This is a genomic window from Hyphomonas beringensis, from assembly GCF_000682755.1.
In the GTDB taxonomy this organism is placed as follows: Bacteria; Pseudomonadota; Alphaproteobacteria; order Caulobacterales; family Hyphomonadaceae; genus Hyphomonas; species Hyphomonas beringensis.
Genome location: NZ_AWFF01000037.1, coordinates 45,366 through 62,152, shown reverse-complemented (window position 1 = coordinate 62,152; position 16,787 = coordinate 45,366). Strand labels below are relative to the sequence as shown.

16 protein-coding genes are annotated in these 16,787 nt (G+C 58.9%); 4 read left to right on the top strand and 12 right to left on the bottom strand.

Annotated elements, in window-relative coordinates; all coding sequences use genetic code 11:
- The 3 genes from HY29_RS09355 to HY29_RS18455 all read right to left on the bottom strand — a co-directional run.
- A partial coding sequence (locus tag HY29_RS09355) for an AAA family ATPase (RefSeq protein WP_034796057.1) occupies nt 1-496 on the bottom strand: 496 nt, incomplete at its 3' end.
- Nucleotides 483-1,709 carry a hypothetical protein gene (locus HY29_RS18460; RefSeq protein ID WP_155838278.1) on the bottom strand — a complete coding sequence of 409 codons (1,227 nt, stop codon included), beginning with the start codon at nt 1,707-1,709 and terminating at the stop codon, nt 483-485. The genes HY29_RS09355 and HY29_RS18460, both read right to left, overlap by 14 nt.
- On the bottom strand, nt 1,706-2,473 hold the full coding sequence (locus HY29_RS18455; RefSeq protein ID WP_051601371.1) for a hypothetical protein: 768 nt from the start codon (nt 2,471-2,473) through the stop codon (nt 1,706-1,708). The genes HY29_RS18460 and HY29_RS18455 overlap by 4 nt, the downstream gene beginning before the upstream one ends.
- Before the next feature lie 143 nt (nt 2,474-2,616).
- On the opposite strand from HY29_RS18455, the gene HY29_RS09340 reads away from it, so the two are divergent.
- Nucleotides 2,617-3,084 carry a GAF domain-containing protein gene (locus HY29_RS09340; RefSeq protein WP_034796054.1) on the top strand — a complete coding sequence of 156 codons (468 nt, stop codon included), beginning with the start codon at nt 2,617-2,619 and terminating at the stop codon, nt 3,082-3,084.
- Here HY29_RS09340 and HY29_RS09335 read toward each other — a convergent pair.
- The 8 genes from HY29_RS09335 to HY29_RS09300 form a co-directional block, all read right to left on the bottom strand.
- The gene (locus tag HY29_RS09335; protein WP_034796053.1) at nt 3,049-4,836 is read right to left on the bottom strand and encodes a carboxylesterase/lipase family protein; all 1,788 of its coding nucleotides are present in this window, start codon (nt 4,834-4,836) and stop codon (nt 3,049-3,051) included. The two genes, HY29_RS09340 and HY29_RS09335, sit on opposite strands and share 36 nt — an antisense overlap.
- 73 nt (nt 4,837-4,909) lie before the next feature.
- A complete protein-coding gene (locus tag HY29_RS09330; protein ID WP_034796051.1) occupies nt 4,910-6,019 on the bottom strand; it encodes a cystathionine gamma-lyase in 1,110 nt (369 codons plus the stop codon).
- Between the two features lie 28 nt (nt 6,020-6,047).
- On the bottom strand, nt 6,048-7,898 hold the full coding sequence (locus HY29_RS09325; protein ID WP_034796050.1) for a caspase family protein: 1,851 nt from the start codon (nt 7,896-7,898) through the stop codon (nt 6,048-6,050).
- A gap of 70 nt (nt 7,899-7,968) precedes the next feature.
- Complete coding sequence (locus HY29_RS09320) at nt 7,969-8,964, bottom strand: glutathione S-transferase N-terminal domain-containing protein (protein ID WP_034796049.1); 996 nt, start codon at nt 8,962-8,964, stop codon at nt 7,969-7,971.
- A gap of 20 nt (nt 8,965-8,984) precedes the next feature.
- The gene (locus HY29_RS09315; protein WP_034796048.1) at nt 8,985-9,494 is read right to left on the bottom strand and encodes a DUF1697 domain-containing protein; all 510 of its coding nucleotides are present in this window, start codon (nt 9,492-9,494) and stop codon (nt 8,985-8,987) included.
- On the bottom strand, nt 9,491-9,913 hold the full coding sequence (locus HY29_RS09310) for a DUF1330 domain-containing protein (protein ID WP_034796047.1): 423 nt from the start codon (nt 9,911-9,913) through the stop codon (nt 9,491-9,493). The genes HY29_RS09315 and HY29_RS09310 overlap by 4 nt, the downstream gene beginning before the upstream one ends.
- A gap of 11 nt (nt 9,914-9,924) precedes the next feature.
- On the bottom strand, nt 9,925-10,485 hold the full coding sequence (locus tag HY29_RS09305; protein ID WP_051601370.1) for an NUDIX hydrolase: 561 nt from the start codon (nt 10,483-10,485) through the stop codon (nt 9,925-9,927).
- Nucleotides 10,482-12,737 carry a S9 family peptidase gene (locus HY29_RS09300; protein WP_155838277.1) on the bottom strand — a complete coding sequence of 752 codons (2,256 nt, stop codon included), beginning with the start codon at nt 12,735-12,737 and terminating at the stop codon, nt 10,482-10,484. The genes HY29_RS09305 and HY29_RS09300 overlap by 4 nt, the downstream gene beginning before the upstream one ends.
- A 248-nt stretch (nt 12,738-12,985) precedes the next feature.
- Between HY29_RS09300 and HY29_RS09295 the strand changes: the two genes are divergently transcribed.
- Nucleotides 12,986-13,609 (top strand): tetratricopeptide repeat protein, encoded by a 624-nt coding sequence (locus HY29_RS09295; RefSeq protein ID WP_051601368.1) that lies wholly within the window; start codon nt 12,986-12,988, stop codon nt 13,607-13,609.
- Between the two features lie 17 nt (nt 13,610-13,626).
- On the opposite strand, the gene HY29_RS09290 is transcribed toward HY29_RS09295, so the two are convergent.
- Entirely contained in the window at nt 13,627-14,460 is an 834-nt protein-coding gene (locus tag HY29_RS09290) for a hypothetical protein (protein ID WP_034796044.1), read from the bottom strand.
- Nucleotides 14,461-14,620: 160 nt separating this feature from the next.
- Here HY29_RS09290 and HY29_RS09285 point away from each other — a divergent pair, with 160 nt between their 5' ends.
- Nucleotides 14,621-14,902 (top strand): YrhK family protein, encoded by a 282-nt coding sequence (locus HY29_RS09285; protein ID WP_034796043.1) that lies wholly within the window; start codon nt 14,621-14,623, stop codon nt 14,900-14,902.
- An 82-nt stretch (nt 14,903-14,984) separates the two neighbouring features.
- Nucleotides 14,985-16,649 (top strand): energy-dependent translational throttle protein EttA, encoded by a 1,665-nt coding sequence (gene ettA / locus HY29_RS09280; protein ID WP_034796041.1) that lies wholly within the window; start codon nt 14,985-14,987, stop codon nt 16,647-16,649.
- Nucleotides 16,650-16,787: the final 138 nt, after the last annotated feature.

Below are 16,787 nucleotides of genomic sequence, written 5' to 3'. Positions count from 1 at the left end.
CGAGCTGGGCTTCGGGCAGGGGATAGGTGCCCTGCTGTTCGATCGGGTTTTGTGTGGCGATCACGGTGAAGCGATCATTCAGGCTGTAGGTGTCGCCATCAATCGTCACCTTGCGTTCCTGCATCGCCTCCAGCAGGGCGGCCTGTGTCTTGGGCGGTGTCCGGTTGATCTCGTCTGCCAGCAGCAGGTCTGTAAAGATCGGACCCTTGGTGAGGCTGAACTCATTTGTCTGGAAGTTGAACAAGTTTGTGCCCAGAACATCGCCTGGCATCAGGTCCGGCGTGAACTGGATGCGGCCAAAGCCGAGAGAGATCGAACGGGCGAAGCATTGCGCCAACAGCGTTTTTGCCGTTCCGGGCGGGCCCTCCAGCAGAACGTGACCGGAGGAGAACAGGGCGGTCAACAGAATATCGACTGTGGTGTCCTGGCCCACAACAGCCTTGCGAACCTCGCCGCGAATCCTGTCCGCCAGCGCCTTGATGTCATTTACGTTCATTCACCGATCTCCCAATAATTCCCTTGCGCCAGCGATACAGGTCGCGAGCCTTGTTCATGAGGTCTTCCCGGTTTGCGGCAGGTGCGCGCAATCCGTCTTCCATTTCAGAAAAGCGTTTGCCGGTTTTTTCGTCCGGGCCAAGACGGTCAAACAGAGCTGTCAGCTGTGCTTCAGTCAGTGTCTTTGGCGCGCCTATCTCACGTGCCACGCGGCGGCGGATCATGTGCAGATATCCAGGGGCCATGCGGCTTTCCCGGCGGGCCATGCTGACGAGGCCTGCGGAATTATCCGCCAGGGCCTGCTTGCCAAGGGCGATGGCGCGGCCTTCGCGGGCGGGCGGACCAAATCTCACCAGCGCGGCCCAGCCCAGCAACAGCGCGCTGGCCAGGGCTGCAAGCGTCGCGCCAATAAACGGAATATCGAACACCATCTGCATCAGGTTTTCAGACCGGACAAAGCCGTGCAATGTCGCGTCGAAAATGATCGGTTCGTCATATTCATAGCGCAGATAGTCGACCATCTGCACGGCGAAGCGTGCATTGGCGATGTTGGACAGGCCGAATGTGTTGATCATGTCCGGATCGCTAAGAATATAGACCGGCTGATCTGGCACCTTTGATAGCAGGTATCCGCCGCCAACGCTGACAATTGGCTCAAGGCTTTCGCTGCGCAAAACCTGCATCTGTTTATCCGGCTTCAGGGCCATCTTGCCGAAGGGTGTCTCGGTTTCCCATGGCACATCAATCCGGTCGACTTCTGCATCAATGGAAAGGTCCGACAAAAGATCATTCACAGAGGCCATGCGCGCAAATTTGACATTTCTTTGCCACTTCGGATTCATCGGATCCGTCTGCCCTATCCATTTGGGCAGGACAATCAGAGTGGTCCGGCCTGGCTCATAAGTTTGCAGGTCTTCGGACATGCCCCGGTCGGCAAGGGTCAGCACAAGCAGACCCCAATCTGTCTCTGTCAGGGTTCGCTCGGAACGGGATATTTCGACCGGATAATTCTGGGCCTCCAGCAACTGGACAAACCCATTATATCCCAGCGCGGAGGTGGAGAAGGGGTGATCCCCCGCCCTGTTCTTGTCACGCAGTTCCGGTGACCAACTGGCCAGCACCATGATGCCGCCAAAAGACAGGATCGCTACGGCCAGAAGAATGCCAACGACGCGCGCGGAAAACGGAGACTCTGTCTGACTCTCCCGGCTCATGACCATTCCCCGCCAAAGGCAAAATCCTCATAGGAGGCACGGGCCGTTTTCCAGTTGGCTTCATCCACATCGCGGCCGCCAAAGAAGCTGTGCTCGACAATGCGGATGATCGGGTTTAGCGCCGCGCGCACACGGTCTGGCAGGTAGCGCAGACTGCCAATTTCCCGCGCGGTCAGAGAGCGGGGCACGCCGTCTTCCACTCTGGTCTGGATGTCTTCAATTGAGCGGAACAATAGCAGGTGCACGGCTTCAGCAAACTTGCCTTGCCGCGCAAGGGCGTCCGCCTCTTCCAGAAGGGTTCGCGCGACAGCGGCTTCCGGACGGTAGTCCGGAATGACATCATCGCCATCCTTGTCTTTCTTGCTGCCATCCCCGCCAAAGCGCACCCGCAGCGCTTCCCCGAACAGGAAATAGAGAACGCCGCCTATGATCGCTATGACGACCACCCAGAACAGAATTTGAAACAGTGGACCCAGAGCGTTCAGAAACTCGAATAGACTTCGCAGCCAATCGGGGGGCGGTTTGACTTCCGGTGGCTCGGCCGGTTCGGCTTCTGGCCGCTGCAGCTGCATGTCTCCGTTACGCAGGAATTCCTCATGGGCTCGGTCCAGCGCGTTCAGGTCTGTCGCCAGCGGCCCGTCTTCGTTTTCGCCATAGGAGTAGTCATCATGCAGGCCTTGAGACGCATCCTGTTGAGCTGTGCCTGGCAGACAAACCGCTGCAGCGACCAGCAATGCGGCGCAGATGCGTCCAGTCAGGCTCAAACAAATTCTCCCCACATGGCGGCGGCGTCTACCGCCCTGACTCTCCCTGACTATTTCAGAGGTTGCAGACAGCTTCAACGGCCTATTGCTTAACGGCTCCGGGATGCCGATATAGCGCCCTCAAGGCAGAGATGAGGCAGGATATGGACAAGGCAGAACTCTACAGGGATCTCAAGGCGGAAATTGACGCCGTTGTGGCGGGGGAAACCTCTGTCACTGCGCGATATGCCACAGCATCCTGTATCCTGGCTCAGGCCTTCAAGCCGCGGTTTTTCTGGACCGGTTTCTATGTCGTGGACCCGCTGAAGGATCGCGAACTGGTTGTCGGCCCCTATCAGGGAACGCTTGGCTGTCTGCGTATTCCGTTCGGCAAAGGCGTCTGTGGCCATGTCGCCGCCACGCAGGAACCGATCATCGTGCCCGATGTGCACGCTTTCCCGGGACACATCGCCTGTGACTCCGCCACCAATTCAGAGATCGTGGTGCCGGTGTTCGATGATGAGGGCCAACTGGCCGCTGTTCTGGACATCGACTCGACAGAGCATGATGCCTTCGATGAGGTGGACCGCGAGGGCCTAGTTGCTATCTGTCAGGGGCTCCTCACCGCTTGATGCACCGGGGGCGGAAAGGCCAGAGGTATCATCCGCCATCAATGGCAGGTCTGCCCCGACAATTAGGTCCAGACGGTCATTGAGGGTCTCTTCCAGAATGTCCAGCTTGCGGGCACGCAGGCCGGAAACGGGCTTGATCTCGTGGTTCAGCTCCAGCCAGACATCGCGTTCCGGGTCATATTTTGGCCAGTCGGGCACGCCTTTTCCGTTCGGGTTGCCCGTCTTCGCAAAATTGGTCCAATAGGTCTGCATGGCCTCTGTCAGCGGCATGTCGTCATCATTGGCCGGCAGGATGCCGCCATGACTGCCAAACACGAAGGGGATCTCTGCCGCATGGTGGGCGCCCAGTGTCTGGCGCTTGCTCGGCGGTGTGCGCGTGAACTGGTAGACCCAGGTCGGCTGGCCAGCCTCCGTATTGTGGCGGGCCAGAAAGCGCGTATGCACGCCGAACAGATCATCGCCCAGCATGTCCGTTGCGCCCTTGTCCCAGGTGGCGAGGCTGGTCATCCCGTAAAGGGCTTGCAGGGCCTTGGCCGAGTTTTGCCCGAAGACGCTGGCCAGCGCCGCTTCGCGCTCTTCCAGAGTGCCGGTAATGTTCGGCTTCAGGATCGTGGGGGATTTGAAAGCGTCGTAGAACAGGGTCGCTTCATCTGAATTGTAGCCGACCAGCACAGGCACATTGTTGATTGTGTCGTCCCGGATCGCCTCGCCAATCGCTTCTGGCAGGATCTGGCCATCCACATTCGGCAGGAAATAGGCCGCCAGATCCGGTCGGCTGTCGATACGGGAGACAATCGCGCCAGACGGAATGGCGCGCAGCTTGTCTGCGGTTGCGGCGCTGTCGGCCAGAGTAGACAGGAATTCCTCCCCGACATCTTCCGCGCTGCGTACACCGGGCAGGGGAGAGCGGGACAGGTGAATGGCATTATAGCTGCTGACGCCGCTTTGCATGATCGCTTTCTGATACAGGCCGTCGGCCAGCGGTGAAGCCATCAGCTCACTGATAGATTGCGCGCCGGCACTTTCGCCAAACACGGTCACATTGTCCGGGTCACCGCCAAACGCGGTAATATTGCGCTTTACCCATTCCAGCGCAGCGATCTGGTCCAGCAGGCCGTAATTGCCTGACGTTCCGGCCTCTTCCGTCAGGGCCGGGTGGGCGAGATAGCCGAACGGGCCTAGGCGGTAATTGATCGTGACCAGAACGACGCCGTGCTCCACCAGACCGTTCGCCTGATACAGCTCTGTTGAGCCGGTGCCCGTCTGGTGAGAGCCGCCATGGATCCAGACCATTACCGGCTGAAGCTTTGGTTTCCCGCGATTGGCCGTACGCACGTTCAGGAACAGGCAGTCTTCCACCTCTTCCGGCGCGGGCTGGGACGCAACATATTGCTCCACCACCATGCGCTTCCACCACGGCATTCCAACACCTTTGGTGATGCGGCCGATAAAGTCTCCCAGACCACCAGCTTGCTGCAGGCATTGCGGGCCGAACTCTCTGGTGTCCCGGGTAATCGCGCCCCATTGCGGCGGTGCTGAGGGCGCAGCCCAGCGGCGGGCCGTGGCGTAGGGGATACCGTTATAGACCTGAATGTCCGGGTTATCAGCGTCGATGCCGCCCGTGATGACCCCTTGATTGATGCGCAACGGCTCAGTCTGCGCCATGGGCTCTTTTGGCTGGTTCAGCTGAAACCAGCCCCACACGGCTGCACCCAGCAAAACAAAGAAAACAACTATACTTACACGCTTCATGGATAAGACCCCGCCCATACAGACATGAACGCTATACTAGTTGAGTTAGAAAGTCACTTATCGCGACTGTTGCTCAGCGCAAAGTATCCAGCGCTTTTTCCGTTGCAATAACAAGGTCTTCTGTGGGCTCGATACCGCACGCCATACGCACGAATCCCTCCGCCACCTGATCGCCCCAGCGGATTCTGCACTCGGCAGAGGTATGGACCCCGCCAAAGCTGGTCGCCGGAACAATCAGTGGGTTGTTTTCAATGAACATTTCCGCAGACTTGCGGTCCTTCAGGGTAAAGCTGACGATCGGGCCATACTCCCGCATCTGGTGAGACGCGATGGCATGGCTCACGTCACGGGGCAGGCCGGGATAGCGCACAGACTGCACGGCTGGGTGCTTTTCCAGCATTTGCGCTACGGCGAGTGCATTCTCGTTTGCCCGAAAAACGCGCAGTTCTAGCGTCTCAAGCCCGCGATGCAGCAGCCAGGCGTCAAACGGGCTGACGATTGCCCCGCCCAATCGCCGATAGGTCCGGATCTGGTTGATCAGCGCCGTATCCCGGCTGGCCACATGCCCGCACAGCACATCGGAGTGCCCGGCCATGGCCTTGGTATCGGCCATCAGCACCATGTCTGCGCCGAGATCCATCGGCTGCTGGCAGATCGGCGTGGCGGTCGTATTGTCAGCCACCAGCAGGGCGCCCTCCGCCTTGGCCCGGTCCGCCACGGCGGCAATGTCGCAGACATCCAGCCCCGGATTTGACGGCGTCTCGATCATCACCAGCCGGCAGCCTGTCATGTCGGCCTCCGCCATTTCGGCGGTCGGGCAGGTCTCCACAATCACGCCGCGGGGGACGAAATGCTCCTCCAGCAGGGCGCGGACATTGTAATAGCCATCGGCATGGACCAGCACCTTGTCGCCGGGCTTCAGCTGCGTGTGGAGGATCGCCGCCACAGCCGCCATCCCGGATGGGAACAGCACCGCTTCGGCATTCTCCAGCAGGCCGATTTCCGCTTCGACGCTTTCCACGGTCGGGTTGCCATTACGGCCATAGAAATGGCTGCCATCCGGATCGCCGGGCAGCAGGAAGGTCGAGCTTGGCAGGATCGGCAGCGCTACAGGGTCTCCCTTGGACAATCCTCTCGCGCGGTGGTGCAGCAATTCGGAAATGACAGAGGGTTTCCAGGTCATGGGCAGTCTTTCGTTTGGACGAGTCAGGTCAGTTGGATGCGCCGGACTGTGCGCTGTCTTCCAGCGGGAGGAAATAGAAATCCTGCATCAATCCATCGGAAATCCATGGCGTCTGGGTCTTGCGGGATTCGAAATAGACGGTCCGCTGCGCCGTCTTGAACACATCCGTTGCGTCCATGCCAGGCTGGCTCAGTGCATCTGCCAGCGCCTTGGCATAGGGGCCGACCGTTTCTTCGGGCGCATCGAACGCGGTCTCGCCCGGCGCGGTGGCATAGGCGACGAGTGCGCCGCCGACCCAGTCCACACGCGACAGGCCCTTGCTGGCGCTGACGCTTTTGGTGCCACCCGCTGCGGGCAGGCCCGGATCATTCCGGCAGGCATCCAGCACATAGAACGCAAAGGAGGGTTCAAAGGCCTGCACATATTCAATCACCTTCTCAATCGAGAGGGCGCGGATCAAATCCGTTTCCGAGGTCAGCTTCATCCCCACCGGCGCCAGATAGTTCGGCCCGGTCGGGTCGGGTGCAAATCCGTGTCCGGAATAGTAGAAGAAAACCGTTGGCGGCATCTCCTTGGGCTCCTTTGACAGGCGCGTTGCCAGACTGGAGAGGGACAGCCCCATCTGGTCCGGATCTGCATCCCGGTAGAGAAACACTTCAAAGCCCGCCTCTGTCAGCCGGTCCTTCATGAGGAGAACATCATTGTGCGGATTGGTCAAATCGCTGAGGTTTGGTGCATAATTCCGGTTGCCGATGAGCAGCGCGATCCGGGCCGGGCCGTCCATCTTGCGGGCAGGCATGTAATGCTCAAACCCCGCTTGCGGCTTGGGCTCTGTGGGCGCGCGCTGGCTGAGAGCTTTCAGGCGCAGCCTTGCCTGGTCAATCAGAACACTGTCAGGGAACTTCTCGATAAAGTCCGACATTGCCTCAATCGAGTTGAGGCTGACAGCTGACTGCCAGACGGCGAGTTCCAGGGCGAGGTCCTGAGACAGGCTTTCGGCCCGGGGCGCACCGGAGGCGCTGGATTGCACGAGCGGAACAGATTTGGTCGGCGCGGCCTCACTGCCTGCATCCTTTTCCCCTTTGCCCTCATATAGGATGAGGGGGCGGGATGTGCTGATGATCGCCTCAGGGAATTGCTGGCCCTCTGACGCCTCGATGGTTTCCGATTGCACGCGCGCGAAGATCTCCGTCACGGTCAGCCCTGGCTCGCGCAGCGCGTCTGCCAGCGCCTGGCTGAAATATGAGCCCTGCGGCGTCTCATAGGCATAGTCACCAATGCGCGTGGCCCACAGCTGATAGATCTCCGGCTGCTTCATGTCTTCCGCGCTGGCCTGCTTGCCTATGCCTTTGGATCGCTGGCCGATATAGGCGCGGTTCGTATCAAAGGCGAGCACCAGCTGGCGGCGGCCACCAAACACCATTTGGGCCAGTGCCTCCTCCACCGACACGCTCTGCGATGTCATGTCTTGGCCCTGGCTGAACAGGTCAATGTTCAGGTCAATTGGGATAAAATAGTCCTGTCCCGCGCCACTGCCGATGCCGTGGCCTGTGTAATAGATAAAGCCAGTCGAGTCCTCCGGAGCGTCGGCCAGCCTTCGCCGGAAATCCGCAAATGCCGCATGCATTTGCGCCTGCGTGCCATCGGCCAGAACGGTGACATCAAAGCCGATCTCTTTGAGGGCGGTCTCCATCTTTTCCTGGTCGTGCGGTACGCCGGGCAGGGTGCCGACATAATCATCCAGATATGCCGAATTCGCGATCAGCAAGGCCAGCTTTTCAGGCGCGTCGTCTTCTGAAATGGCGGGCCCCGCCAGCAGTAATAGCGCGCCGACCAGGCTCACGGCCCAGCGTCTTAATATCTGCAGAGTACGACTCATGCCTCGTATCCTCCGTCCCCCAGGAGAAGGGAAACTATACGCGGCTTGTCGTGCAAATCCAGAGGCGGGCTTATCCCGCGCCAGCATCCAGGATCGCCGCGTTCGGGCCGATCAGCTCCGCCGCCTGTTCGCGCGTCGCTTCGTCCAGCCGGTGCCACGCTGCCCGTAGGGTCTGCAGGCATTTTACCTGATATTTGAACACGCCTTGCTCATAGCGGCCGCCTTCGATCTCCAGGGAGAAACTGTCTTCTTCGGAATTCAGCGCGTCTTCATTGGCCTTCAGGAAGGGCAAATAGGTGTCGCCCACAATGGCCATCAGTTGTTGAACGGGCTGGCTGATACCTTCAGTCCAGTCGCCTTCAATGCCGCTGGTATCATCGGCATGGTCCAGCCAGCGATAGAGATATGGCGTCTCCGCACGAAGCCACGCCATCGGCGTCGGGTCCACGCTCATCACTTTCAACTGTCCGTAAAAGCCAAGATCGGCCAGCGAGATGCGGTTGCCGAACAGAAAGCGGGTTGGTCCGGTCGCCATGGTTTCCAGAAGTGTGCAGACCCGCTCCCAGCTCGCTTCGATCAGCGGCCCGGTGGCAGGTGTGCATCCGACCAGTGCCATACGGCTGATCTGCCGCTCACGGATCGTGGCGGCGGCATCCTCCACGCCTGAGCGGCCTGCATTGGGCAGGCTGTCAAACATCAGCCAGTTGGCGCACCATTCGGCGTCTTCCTCATACGCCCAGCGATAATGGAACATTGCCTTCATGAACCATTCGTCCGCCATATCTTCCAGCAGCAGACAGGCAAAATGCTGAAGCGGTTCTGGCGGCAACAGGCCTCTGCCTTCCTGTTCAATACCCAGAAGAAACGGAGTGGAGTCATTGGTCCAGCTGCCATCCGGGCGCTTGATGACGGGGATCACAGGTGCCTTCACATTTGGCATCACCTGCTGGCGGTCTTCCGCCGTCATGCCTGCCCATGTATGCACCAGCCGTTTGGCGCGCATCGCACCGCGCACCTTCATGGAATAGGGGGAGCCAAGTGCTCCGTAGACTTCATAATGGTCCATGCGTCCCTCCCGTTTTTATTTTATAGGGCTTTTGCCAGATCGATCAGTTTTGTGACCGTATTGATATTGCGCGCTGATCCTGCTGCTGCGGCGGGCACGGACAGCTTTGTGCGGGCCTGCCCATCCGGATAGTGGATATAAACTTCGCGCTGTCCTGCCGAAATCTCCTCGCTGGCCTGGTTCTTTACGCCGTCCATCACATCGCCCGGCGCTGTGGCCAGAAACACGGCGACCACCTTGTTGGGCGCGCCATCCGGGAACGGGTTAGCCGCGAGGATTGCCACCATCTCTGGCAAGGTGCGCACGAAGACGGGGACAGGCTTGCCAAAATAGGCTTCAACGCGTGCCTCCAGCTCGGCCTTTACCGCCTTGGCCGTCAGGTCGCTTTTGAAAACCACATTGCCGCTGGCGATATAGGTTTTCACGCTTTCAAAGCCCGCATCCTCGCACAGGGCTTTCAAATCCGTCATCGGCATCTTGCCCGTGCCGCCAACATTTATTGCTTTCAACAGGGCAATATACGCCGTCATTTTGTAAAGCCTTCTGCGCGTTCAACCCGTGTTGTAATCAGTTCCTGGCACAACAGGCCCGCCTCCCGGTGCCGGGCCATGGACTGGTAATCCTTGTGGTTCAGCGTGGCGATGAAGGCCTGCCGGTTCGGAAAGTGCATCACCATCACAGCGTCCCAGTCGCCATTGCCGATGAAATAGCGCTCTGCCTTGCCCATCAGCAGGCAGGCGCCCCCCACTTCCGCCGCCGCAACGCCAAACGCATCGGCATAACGCTGATAGGCGTCACGCCCGGGCTCGTCATTGCCGTATTCCGGATCGTCCTTCTGGTATTCCGCTTTCACCCGGAACTTCAGCAGATTTACCTGCGCGATGGGGCCATCATACGGATCATCGCGAAAGGCGCGGAACTGGTCGGCGGTTGGCTGGAAAGCAGGCATGTGGCGCTCCTTTAGGGTCTCAGATGAGGATGTTTCCCGAAATACCGCTCGGTGTAAAACAATGCCGCCGCGTGAAGCGCATGCTGGGCATCCAGATTTTCATAGGCCAGGAAGTCCTCATAGGGCATCTCGACCACTTCGATTTCCTCGTTCGGGTCCAGCGATTGTCCATGTGTCAGCGTGCAGCCCAGCGCCAGGAAATAGTGCAACTGATTGTCCTGCACCGCAGGGTTCGGATAGCAGGTGCCGACCGGAAGCATCTCGCGCGCCGTATAGCCGGTCTCCTCCCGCAGCTCGCGCACCGCCGCGCCTTCCGGGTCGGTTTCGCCAGGGTCCATCACGCCGCCCGGTATGCCCAGCAGAACCACTTCGCCCGCATGGCGATATTCCTTTATCAAAACGATATTACCTTCATCCGTAATGGGAATGATTGTCGCCCAGTCGGTAAACTCCAGCACATGATAGGCGGGTACGATGTGGCCATCCTCGCGCTCGCATTTATCTGTGCGGACCGACAGGAACTTGTCCTTGAAGGTCTGCCGGCTCTCCAGAATTTTCCACGGCTTGATCATTCTGCGTCTACCTTCAGATAGCGGTTCAGGAATTCCATACGCGTCTTCATCAGATGGACCTGCAGGGCTTCTCCACGAATGCCGTGGCGTTGGCCCGGATAGGTCATCAACTCGAACAGTTTCCCTTTTTCCTGCAGCATCGCCATCATGCGCGTGGCATTGTCAAAGGTGACATTGTCATCCGCCATACCGTGGACCAGCAGCATCGGCGTCTCCAGATTGTCGACATAGGGAAACACGCTGGAGGCGTCATAGCCGTCCGGATTGTTTTCCGGCGTGCCCATGTAACGCTCCGTGTAGAACGTGTCATACAGGCTCCAGTCGGTCACGGCGGCGCCTGCGACCGCGGCGGCGAAGGTGCCTTCCGGGGCCTGCAGAATGGTCATCAGCGTCATGTAACCGCCATAGGACCAGCCCTGAATGGCAATCCGGTCCGCATCCACAAAGGGCTGCGCCTTCAGCCATTTCACGCCTTCCAACTGGTCCGCCACTTCAGGCTTTCCGGTCCGGTGATAGATCACGTCCTCGAATTTCTTGCCGCGGTTCCAGCTGCCACGATTGTCCAGGCGGAACACGATATAGCCCTGCCGGGTGAGGTATTGGTCAGACAGGCTCTCCCAGTCCCGGTCCACCGTCTGCACGTGCGGGCCGCCATAGACTTCGACAATCACCGGATACTTTTTCGACGCATCGAAATCGGGCGGCGTCTGGATGGAATAATACAGCGTCTGCCCGTCATCGGCGGTCAGCGTGCCATAGTCAGGTACGGTATGTTGCTCCAGATACGGATAATAGGGGTGGCTCTCGTCGAGTTTGTTCTCCAGCAGCCAGGTGATCAGCGTGCCGTCTGCCTTGTAGAGGCCGGTCTGCGGCGGCTGGTCTGGGGAAGAGGATGTGCCGACAAAGCTCTTGCCGTCTGGCGCCATAGTGATGGACCAGCTCTTGCCTGCTTCGGTAATACGTGTCGGCTCGGGGCATTCCGCCTTCAGTAGGGCCGCCTCCGGCATCAGGTCCACGCAATTACTGTCCGGCAGAGGGCGGGGCCTGGCGTCCGTGTCGACCTCATCGTCATGTGTTGCCATCGGGATGCTGTAGAGATGCTTTTCCAGCGGCGTGTCGGCAAAGCCGGTGAAATAGACAAGGCCCGCATCGGCATCGACGCCCTCAATCGCACTTACCACCCATTTGCCACGTGTTAGCGGGATCAGGTTTCCACCCTTTTCGGGCAATTCATAGATCTGCCGGAAGCCTGTCTTCTCAGTAGTCTGAAGAATACGATCCTTCAGGGGCAGGAAATCGCTGGACAGGTTTACCCATGTGTCCTGCGTCTCCTTGAAGGGGCTCGAAACGCGCCAGTGCTTTCCGTCGGAGCGGTGATAGAGGATCTCGGTCTGGTCGCGGTTGACCGTCTGGAACCAGATGCCGTCATCGGTCCAGTTGACCCGTGCCAGATAGGTATCCGGCCCCACGGAATAGAGCTTCGTTGTCTCGCCTGTTTTGATGTCCAGTACGAACAGGTCGACGATCGCGTTGGGCCGGCCCGCACGCGGATAACGCTGTTCGATCACCGTCACATCATCTGCGGAAATGTCGAACCGGGGCACGATATCCACCGGGCTCTCATCGACGCGAGTATAGGCGACATAGCGGTCATCCGGGCTCCACCAATACCCCGTGTAGCGGCTCATCTCTTCCTGTGCGACAAACTCCGCGACGCCATAGGAAATGGCCTTCTCGGGCTCGGCTTCGGGGGAGAGGCGTTTTTCTTCCCCGGTCGCCAGATCGATCATCCACAGGGCGCCATCGCGAATGAAGCTCGCATATTTGCCGTCTGGCGAGATATTGGCGTCATATTCGAATGTGTCGGTCTCGGTCAGCTGACGGGTCTGCGGGCCGTTCGGCGTCAGGGTGACCAGGTGCAGGTCGCCGCCCAGCGGGATCAGAATGGTGTCCGCCGTGCCCCAGGAATAATTCAGAATGCCTTTCTTGCCAGCGGTCCGCTTGCGCTCACGCAGGGCCTTTTCCTCTTCTGACAGTTCGACATCTTCCGGCTCCAGCAGTCGCGAGTCGACCAGCAGTGATTGTTCGCCGGTTGCCACATCGAATTGCCACAGATCATAGCGGGCCTGATCGGTTTCCTTGCCTTTCAGGAACGTCACACGTTTGCCATCCGGGGAATATTTCACCCCCATCGGAGAGGGGCCATTCAGCGATGGCGAGGCGTAAAGACGTTCAAGGGTCAAATCTGTCATGGGCTGGGAAACTGCCTTGGCGGGAGGGGATTCGGCGAAAGATGGCGCGGCGGCCAGGCTGGCAAAAATGGCCAATCCTGTAGCCGTAACACCACTAAGAGCGATATTTCGAAGCGATATTTTCATGAGGGGAACTTAGCCGTCTGGATTGTCCTGTCATCTGGTCTGATGACACGATTTAGCTTTTTTAGCGGTAAAACTGCGAATACGCGCTAGGCAAAAGCTCTGTTTTCCATATCGTGCTCCTCATGGTGGATGGGCAATCTCTGTTTGAAAAAGCCTTCGCCTTGCTGATTGACGGCGAGGGCGGCGAGAGTTTGCTGAAGGCTTCGGCACTCATGCGCAAGGCCGCCGATGAAGGCCATGCCGCCGCTGCCAATAATTTCGGGGCCATGCTGCATCATGGGCGCGGCGTCCATCAGGATTTTGCTGCAGCCCGGGCGTATTATACGCAGGCTGCTGAAGCAGGCCTCCCAACAGCCATTTTCAACCTCGGCTTCATGTATCTCCACGGCCTCGGCGGTGCGAAAGATGAAGAGAAGGCCCGCGAACATTTTGTGCGCGCGGCTGAAATGAGCGTTGTTGATGCCATCACCTATCTGGGTGCCATGCTGATGACCGGGGCCGGTGGCCCGCAGGCTCATGATGCGGCGCGCGAATGGTGGGGCAGAGGCGCCAATCTGGGGGACAGCCGCTGCGCCTTCAATCTGGGCATCGCCAATGCTGGCGGACATGGGCAAAAGCCGGACTATGTTGAAGCCTGGCGCTGGTTCTCCCGCGCGCATGATATGGGCAGCCATGGTGCCGCGACAGAGCTGGAGCGTCTGGCCATCGTCATGACGGAAGAAGAGCGCCGCCGCGCCGACGTGTGATGACTTCGTAAATCTGTCTATTCAGGTTCTGTAATGGGGGCTGGCTCGCCGGGTATTTCGGTCGCCGTAGCCGTCTCCTGCTCATGAAGTTCATCCAGCGTCCGCCCCACATCCTGGCCGACCCAGAAACCTGCCACTGTAGATGCGGTTGTCGGCGCCAATATACCGACGATTGAGGTTGCAAAGCCAAGAAGCAGGGCGCGCCAAAGCCTCGCCCCTTTTGTATGAACAGACTTCAGTCCGCGCCATGTGGTCAGGGAGTCGAACAGGAAGGCGACCAGCAACGACCCGGAAGCAATGATCATCATCAGGGAAAAAGGCAATTTGGCTGTGGTGATCATCATAATGGTCAGCAGGGTTGTGCTGGGAATGATGGCCGCAAAGAACAGGCGGATCCGTGTGATAGTGGGGGTGCCTTTGCCCCAGATGCGCATCAGCAGCGCTGTCAGCGTATACCAGAAGCCTACGGCAAACGGATAGATCAGCCAGTTCTTCTCCATCATGTCGTCCACCATGTCATCAAGATCCAGTCGCGTATCCAGCTCGCGAAGCCCTTCCGCTGTGGTCTCAAAGGCGATTTGCATCATCGAATTGTCACTGGCCCAAAAGAATTTGAACAGGAACAGGATGGCGATCAGGGAAAAGTAGACGCGGAATGAAGGTGTGTAAGCGCCGTTCATCCAGTCAGGGGTTCGGGCTGCTGAGAAGACTTTGGCGGGTCGGCGAAACAGGTCCCAAACCGTCTTGCCCGCGCGGATATTCAATCCGAACACGTCTTCCATCATGTCGTCCAGGTCAGGTTGCCTGCTGGAGTCCGTCTGGTCCGGCTTGGGGGCGTGAAAGTCTGACATCTGCGCTCTGCCTTATGAACAGTTCACCTGTCGGAGTACAGCGCATCGGTGCCGTAATCCACAAATCATCTCAAATGCAGGATGTCTTCACCGCGGACGGGTGCATCCTGCGGGAAATTCGGGCAGGCTGGTCACCCGCATACGAAAGAAGGGCACATAGATGAAACTGTTTACCCACGAAAATCGCGATCAGAGCCCAGAGACGCGGCAGGCGTATGCGCTGTACGAAATCCTCCACACGGCAGTCGACTTCATCGCCGCGATCTGCTTCCTCATCGGCTCTGTGCTGTTCTTCTGGTCAGACACCTTGTTCGCGGGGACCTGGCTGTTCGTCATCGGGTCCATCTTCTTCACGATGAAGCCAACCATACGCCTCGTGCGGGAGATACGCCTCTATCAGATGGGAAAGAAACAGCGCCTGGCGGACCAGGTCGAGGCCTAGGTTGCGTCTGCCCGCTTGATTTTCCCCCGCGCCCGCGTAACTGAGGCGACGTATTCCCCCTAAGTTTCAGGAGACGCTTCCAATGGCCGGTCCCCAATACGTTTATCACATGCAGGGTCTCTCGAAGACCTATCCCGGCGGCAAGAAGGTGTTCGAGAACATCCACTTGTCCTTCCTTCCGGACGCCAAGATCGGTGTCGTCGGCGTCAACGGTGCCGGTAAGTCCACCCTGCTGCGCATCATGGCCGGTCAGGACAAGGAATTTAACGGCGAGGCCTGGGCCGCGGATGGCGTGAAAGTCGGCTACCTGCCGCAGGAGCCGCAGCTCGACCCCTCCAAGAACGTGTTCGACAATATCGCCGCCTCCTGCCCGGAAAAGCAGATGCTGGACAAGTTCAACGAAATCTCCGGCAAGCTGGGCGAGGATTATTCCGACGAACTGATGGAAGAGATGACCGCCCTGCAGGAGCAGATCGACGCGGCAGATGCATGGGACATCGATTCCAAGATCCAGATGGCGATGGAGGCCCTGCGCTGCCCGCCGGACACGGCGGACGTGAACAATCTTTCCGGGGGTGAGATTCGCCGCGTTGCGATCTGCGCGCTGCTGCTGTCCAAGCCTGACATGATCCTGATGGACGAACCGACCAACCACCTCGACGCCGAGACGGTTGCCTGGCTCCAGAACTATCTGATCAACTTCAAGGGCTGCGTCATCCTCGTGACCCACGACCGTTACTTCCTGGATGACATCACCAGCTGGATTCTTGAGCTGGACCGCGGCCGCGGTGTGCCCTTCCAGGGCAATTATTCCGGCTGGGTCGAGCAAAAGGCCAAGCGTATGGAGCAGGAAGCCCGCGAAGAGCGTGGCAAGCAACGCTCCCTCGCCAAGGAACTGGAATGGGTCCGTTCCAGCCCGAAGGCCCGTCAGGCAAAATCCAAGGCGCGTATCCAGTCCTACGAACAGAAGGCTGCCGAGGCCGAGAAGGAAAAGGTCTCAACCGCTCAGATCCGCATTCCCCCGGGCCCGCGTCTCGGCAACCTGGTTCTGGAGGCCGAAGGCCTGCGCAAGGGCTTTGGCGACAATCTGCTGATCGAGGATCTGGAATTCAGTCTGCCGCCAGGCGGCATTGTCGGCGTAATCGGTCCGAACGGTGCGGGTAAGTCCACCCTGTTCAAGATGATCCTCGGCCAGGAAGAGCCGGATGCCGGCGCGCTGCGGGTCGGTGATACGGTGAAGTTCGGCTATGTCGACCAGAGCCGTAACAAGCTCGACGACAACAGGAATGTCTGGGAAGAAATTTCCGGCGGAACGGACGTCATCGATCTCGGCGGTGTGGAAGTGAACTCCCGCGCCTATGTCGGCGCCTTCAACTTCAAGGGCTCTGACCAGCAGAAGAAAGTCGGCCTTCTCTCCGGTGGTGAGCGTAACCGCGTGCACCTCGCCAAGATGCTGAAACAGGCCTCCAACGTCCTCCTGCTCGACGAACCGACCAACGACCTCGACGTGGAAACGCTGCAGGCGCTGGAAGAGGGCCTCGACGCGTTTCCGGGCTGCGCCGTGATCATTTCGCACGATCGCTGGTTCCTGGACCGTATGGCAACGCACATCCTGGCTTTTGAGGGCGATTCCCACGTAGAGTGGTTCGAAGGTGACTTTTCCTCCTATTTGGAGGATAAAAAACGTCGCCTCGGAGAGGACGCTGTCAATCCTAAGCGCTTGAAATTCAAGAAGTTTGCGCGATAGAGCAGAGTCCGGCGCTCCCATGGGCGCCGGAAATTCTCCAAAATGGAGCAATCTCGAATTAACACATTTTCTGTATCAGATTGGTCAGGGTAGGGGTTATCAACCGACGCGGCCGAAGGGGAGGTCGTGCCAAAGTTA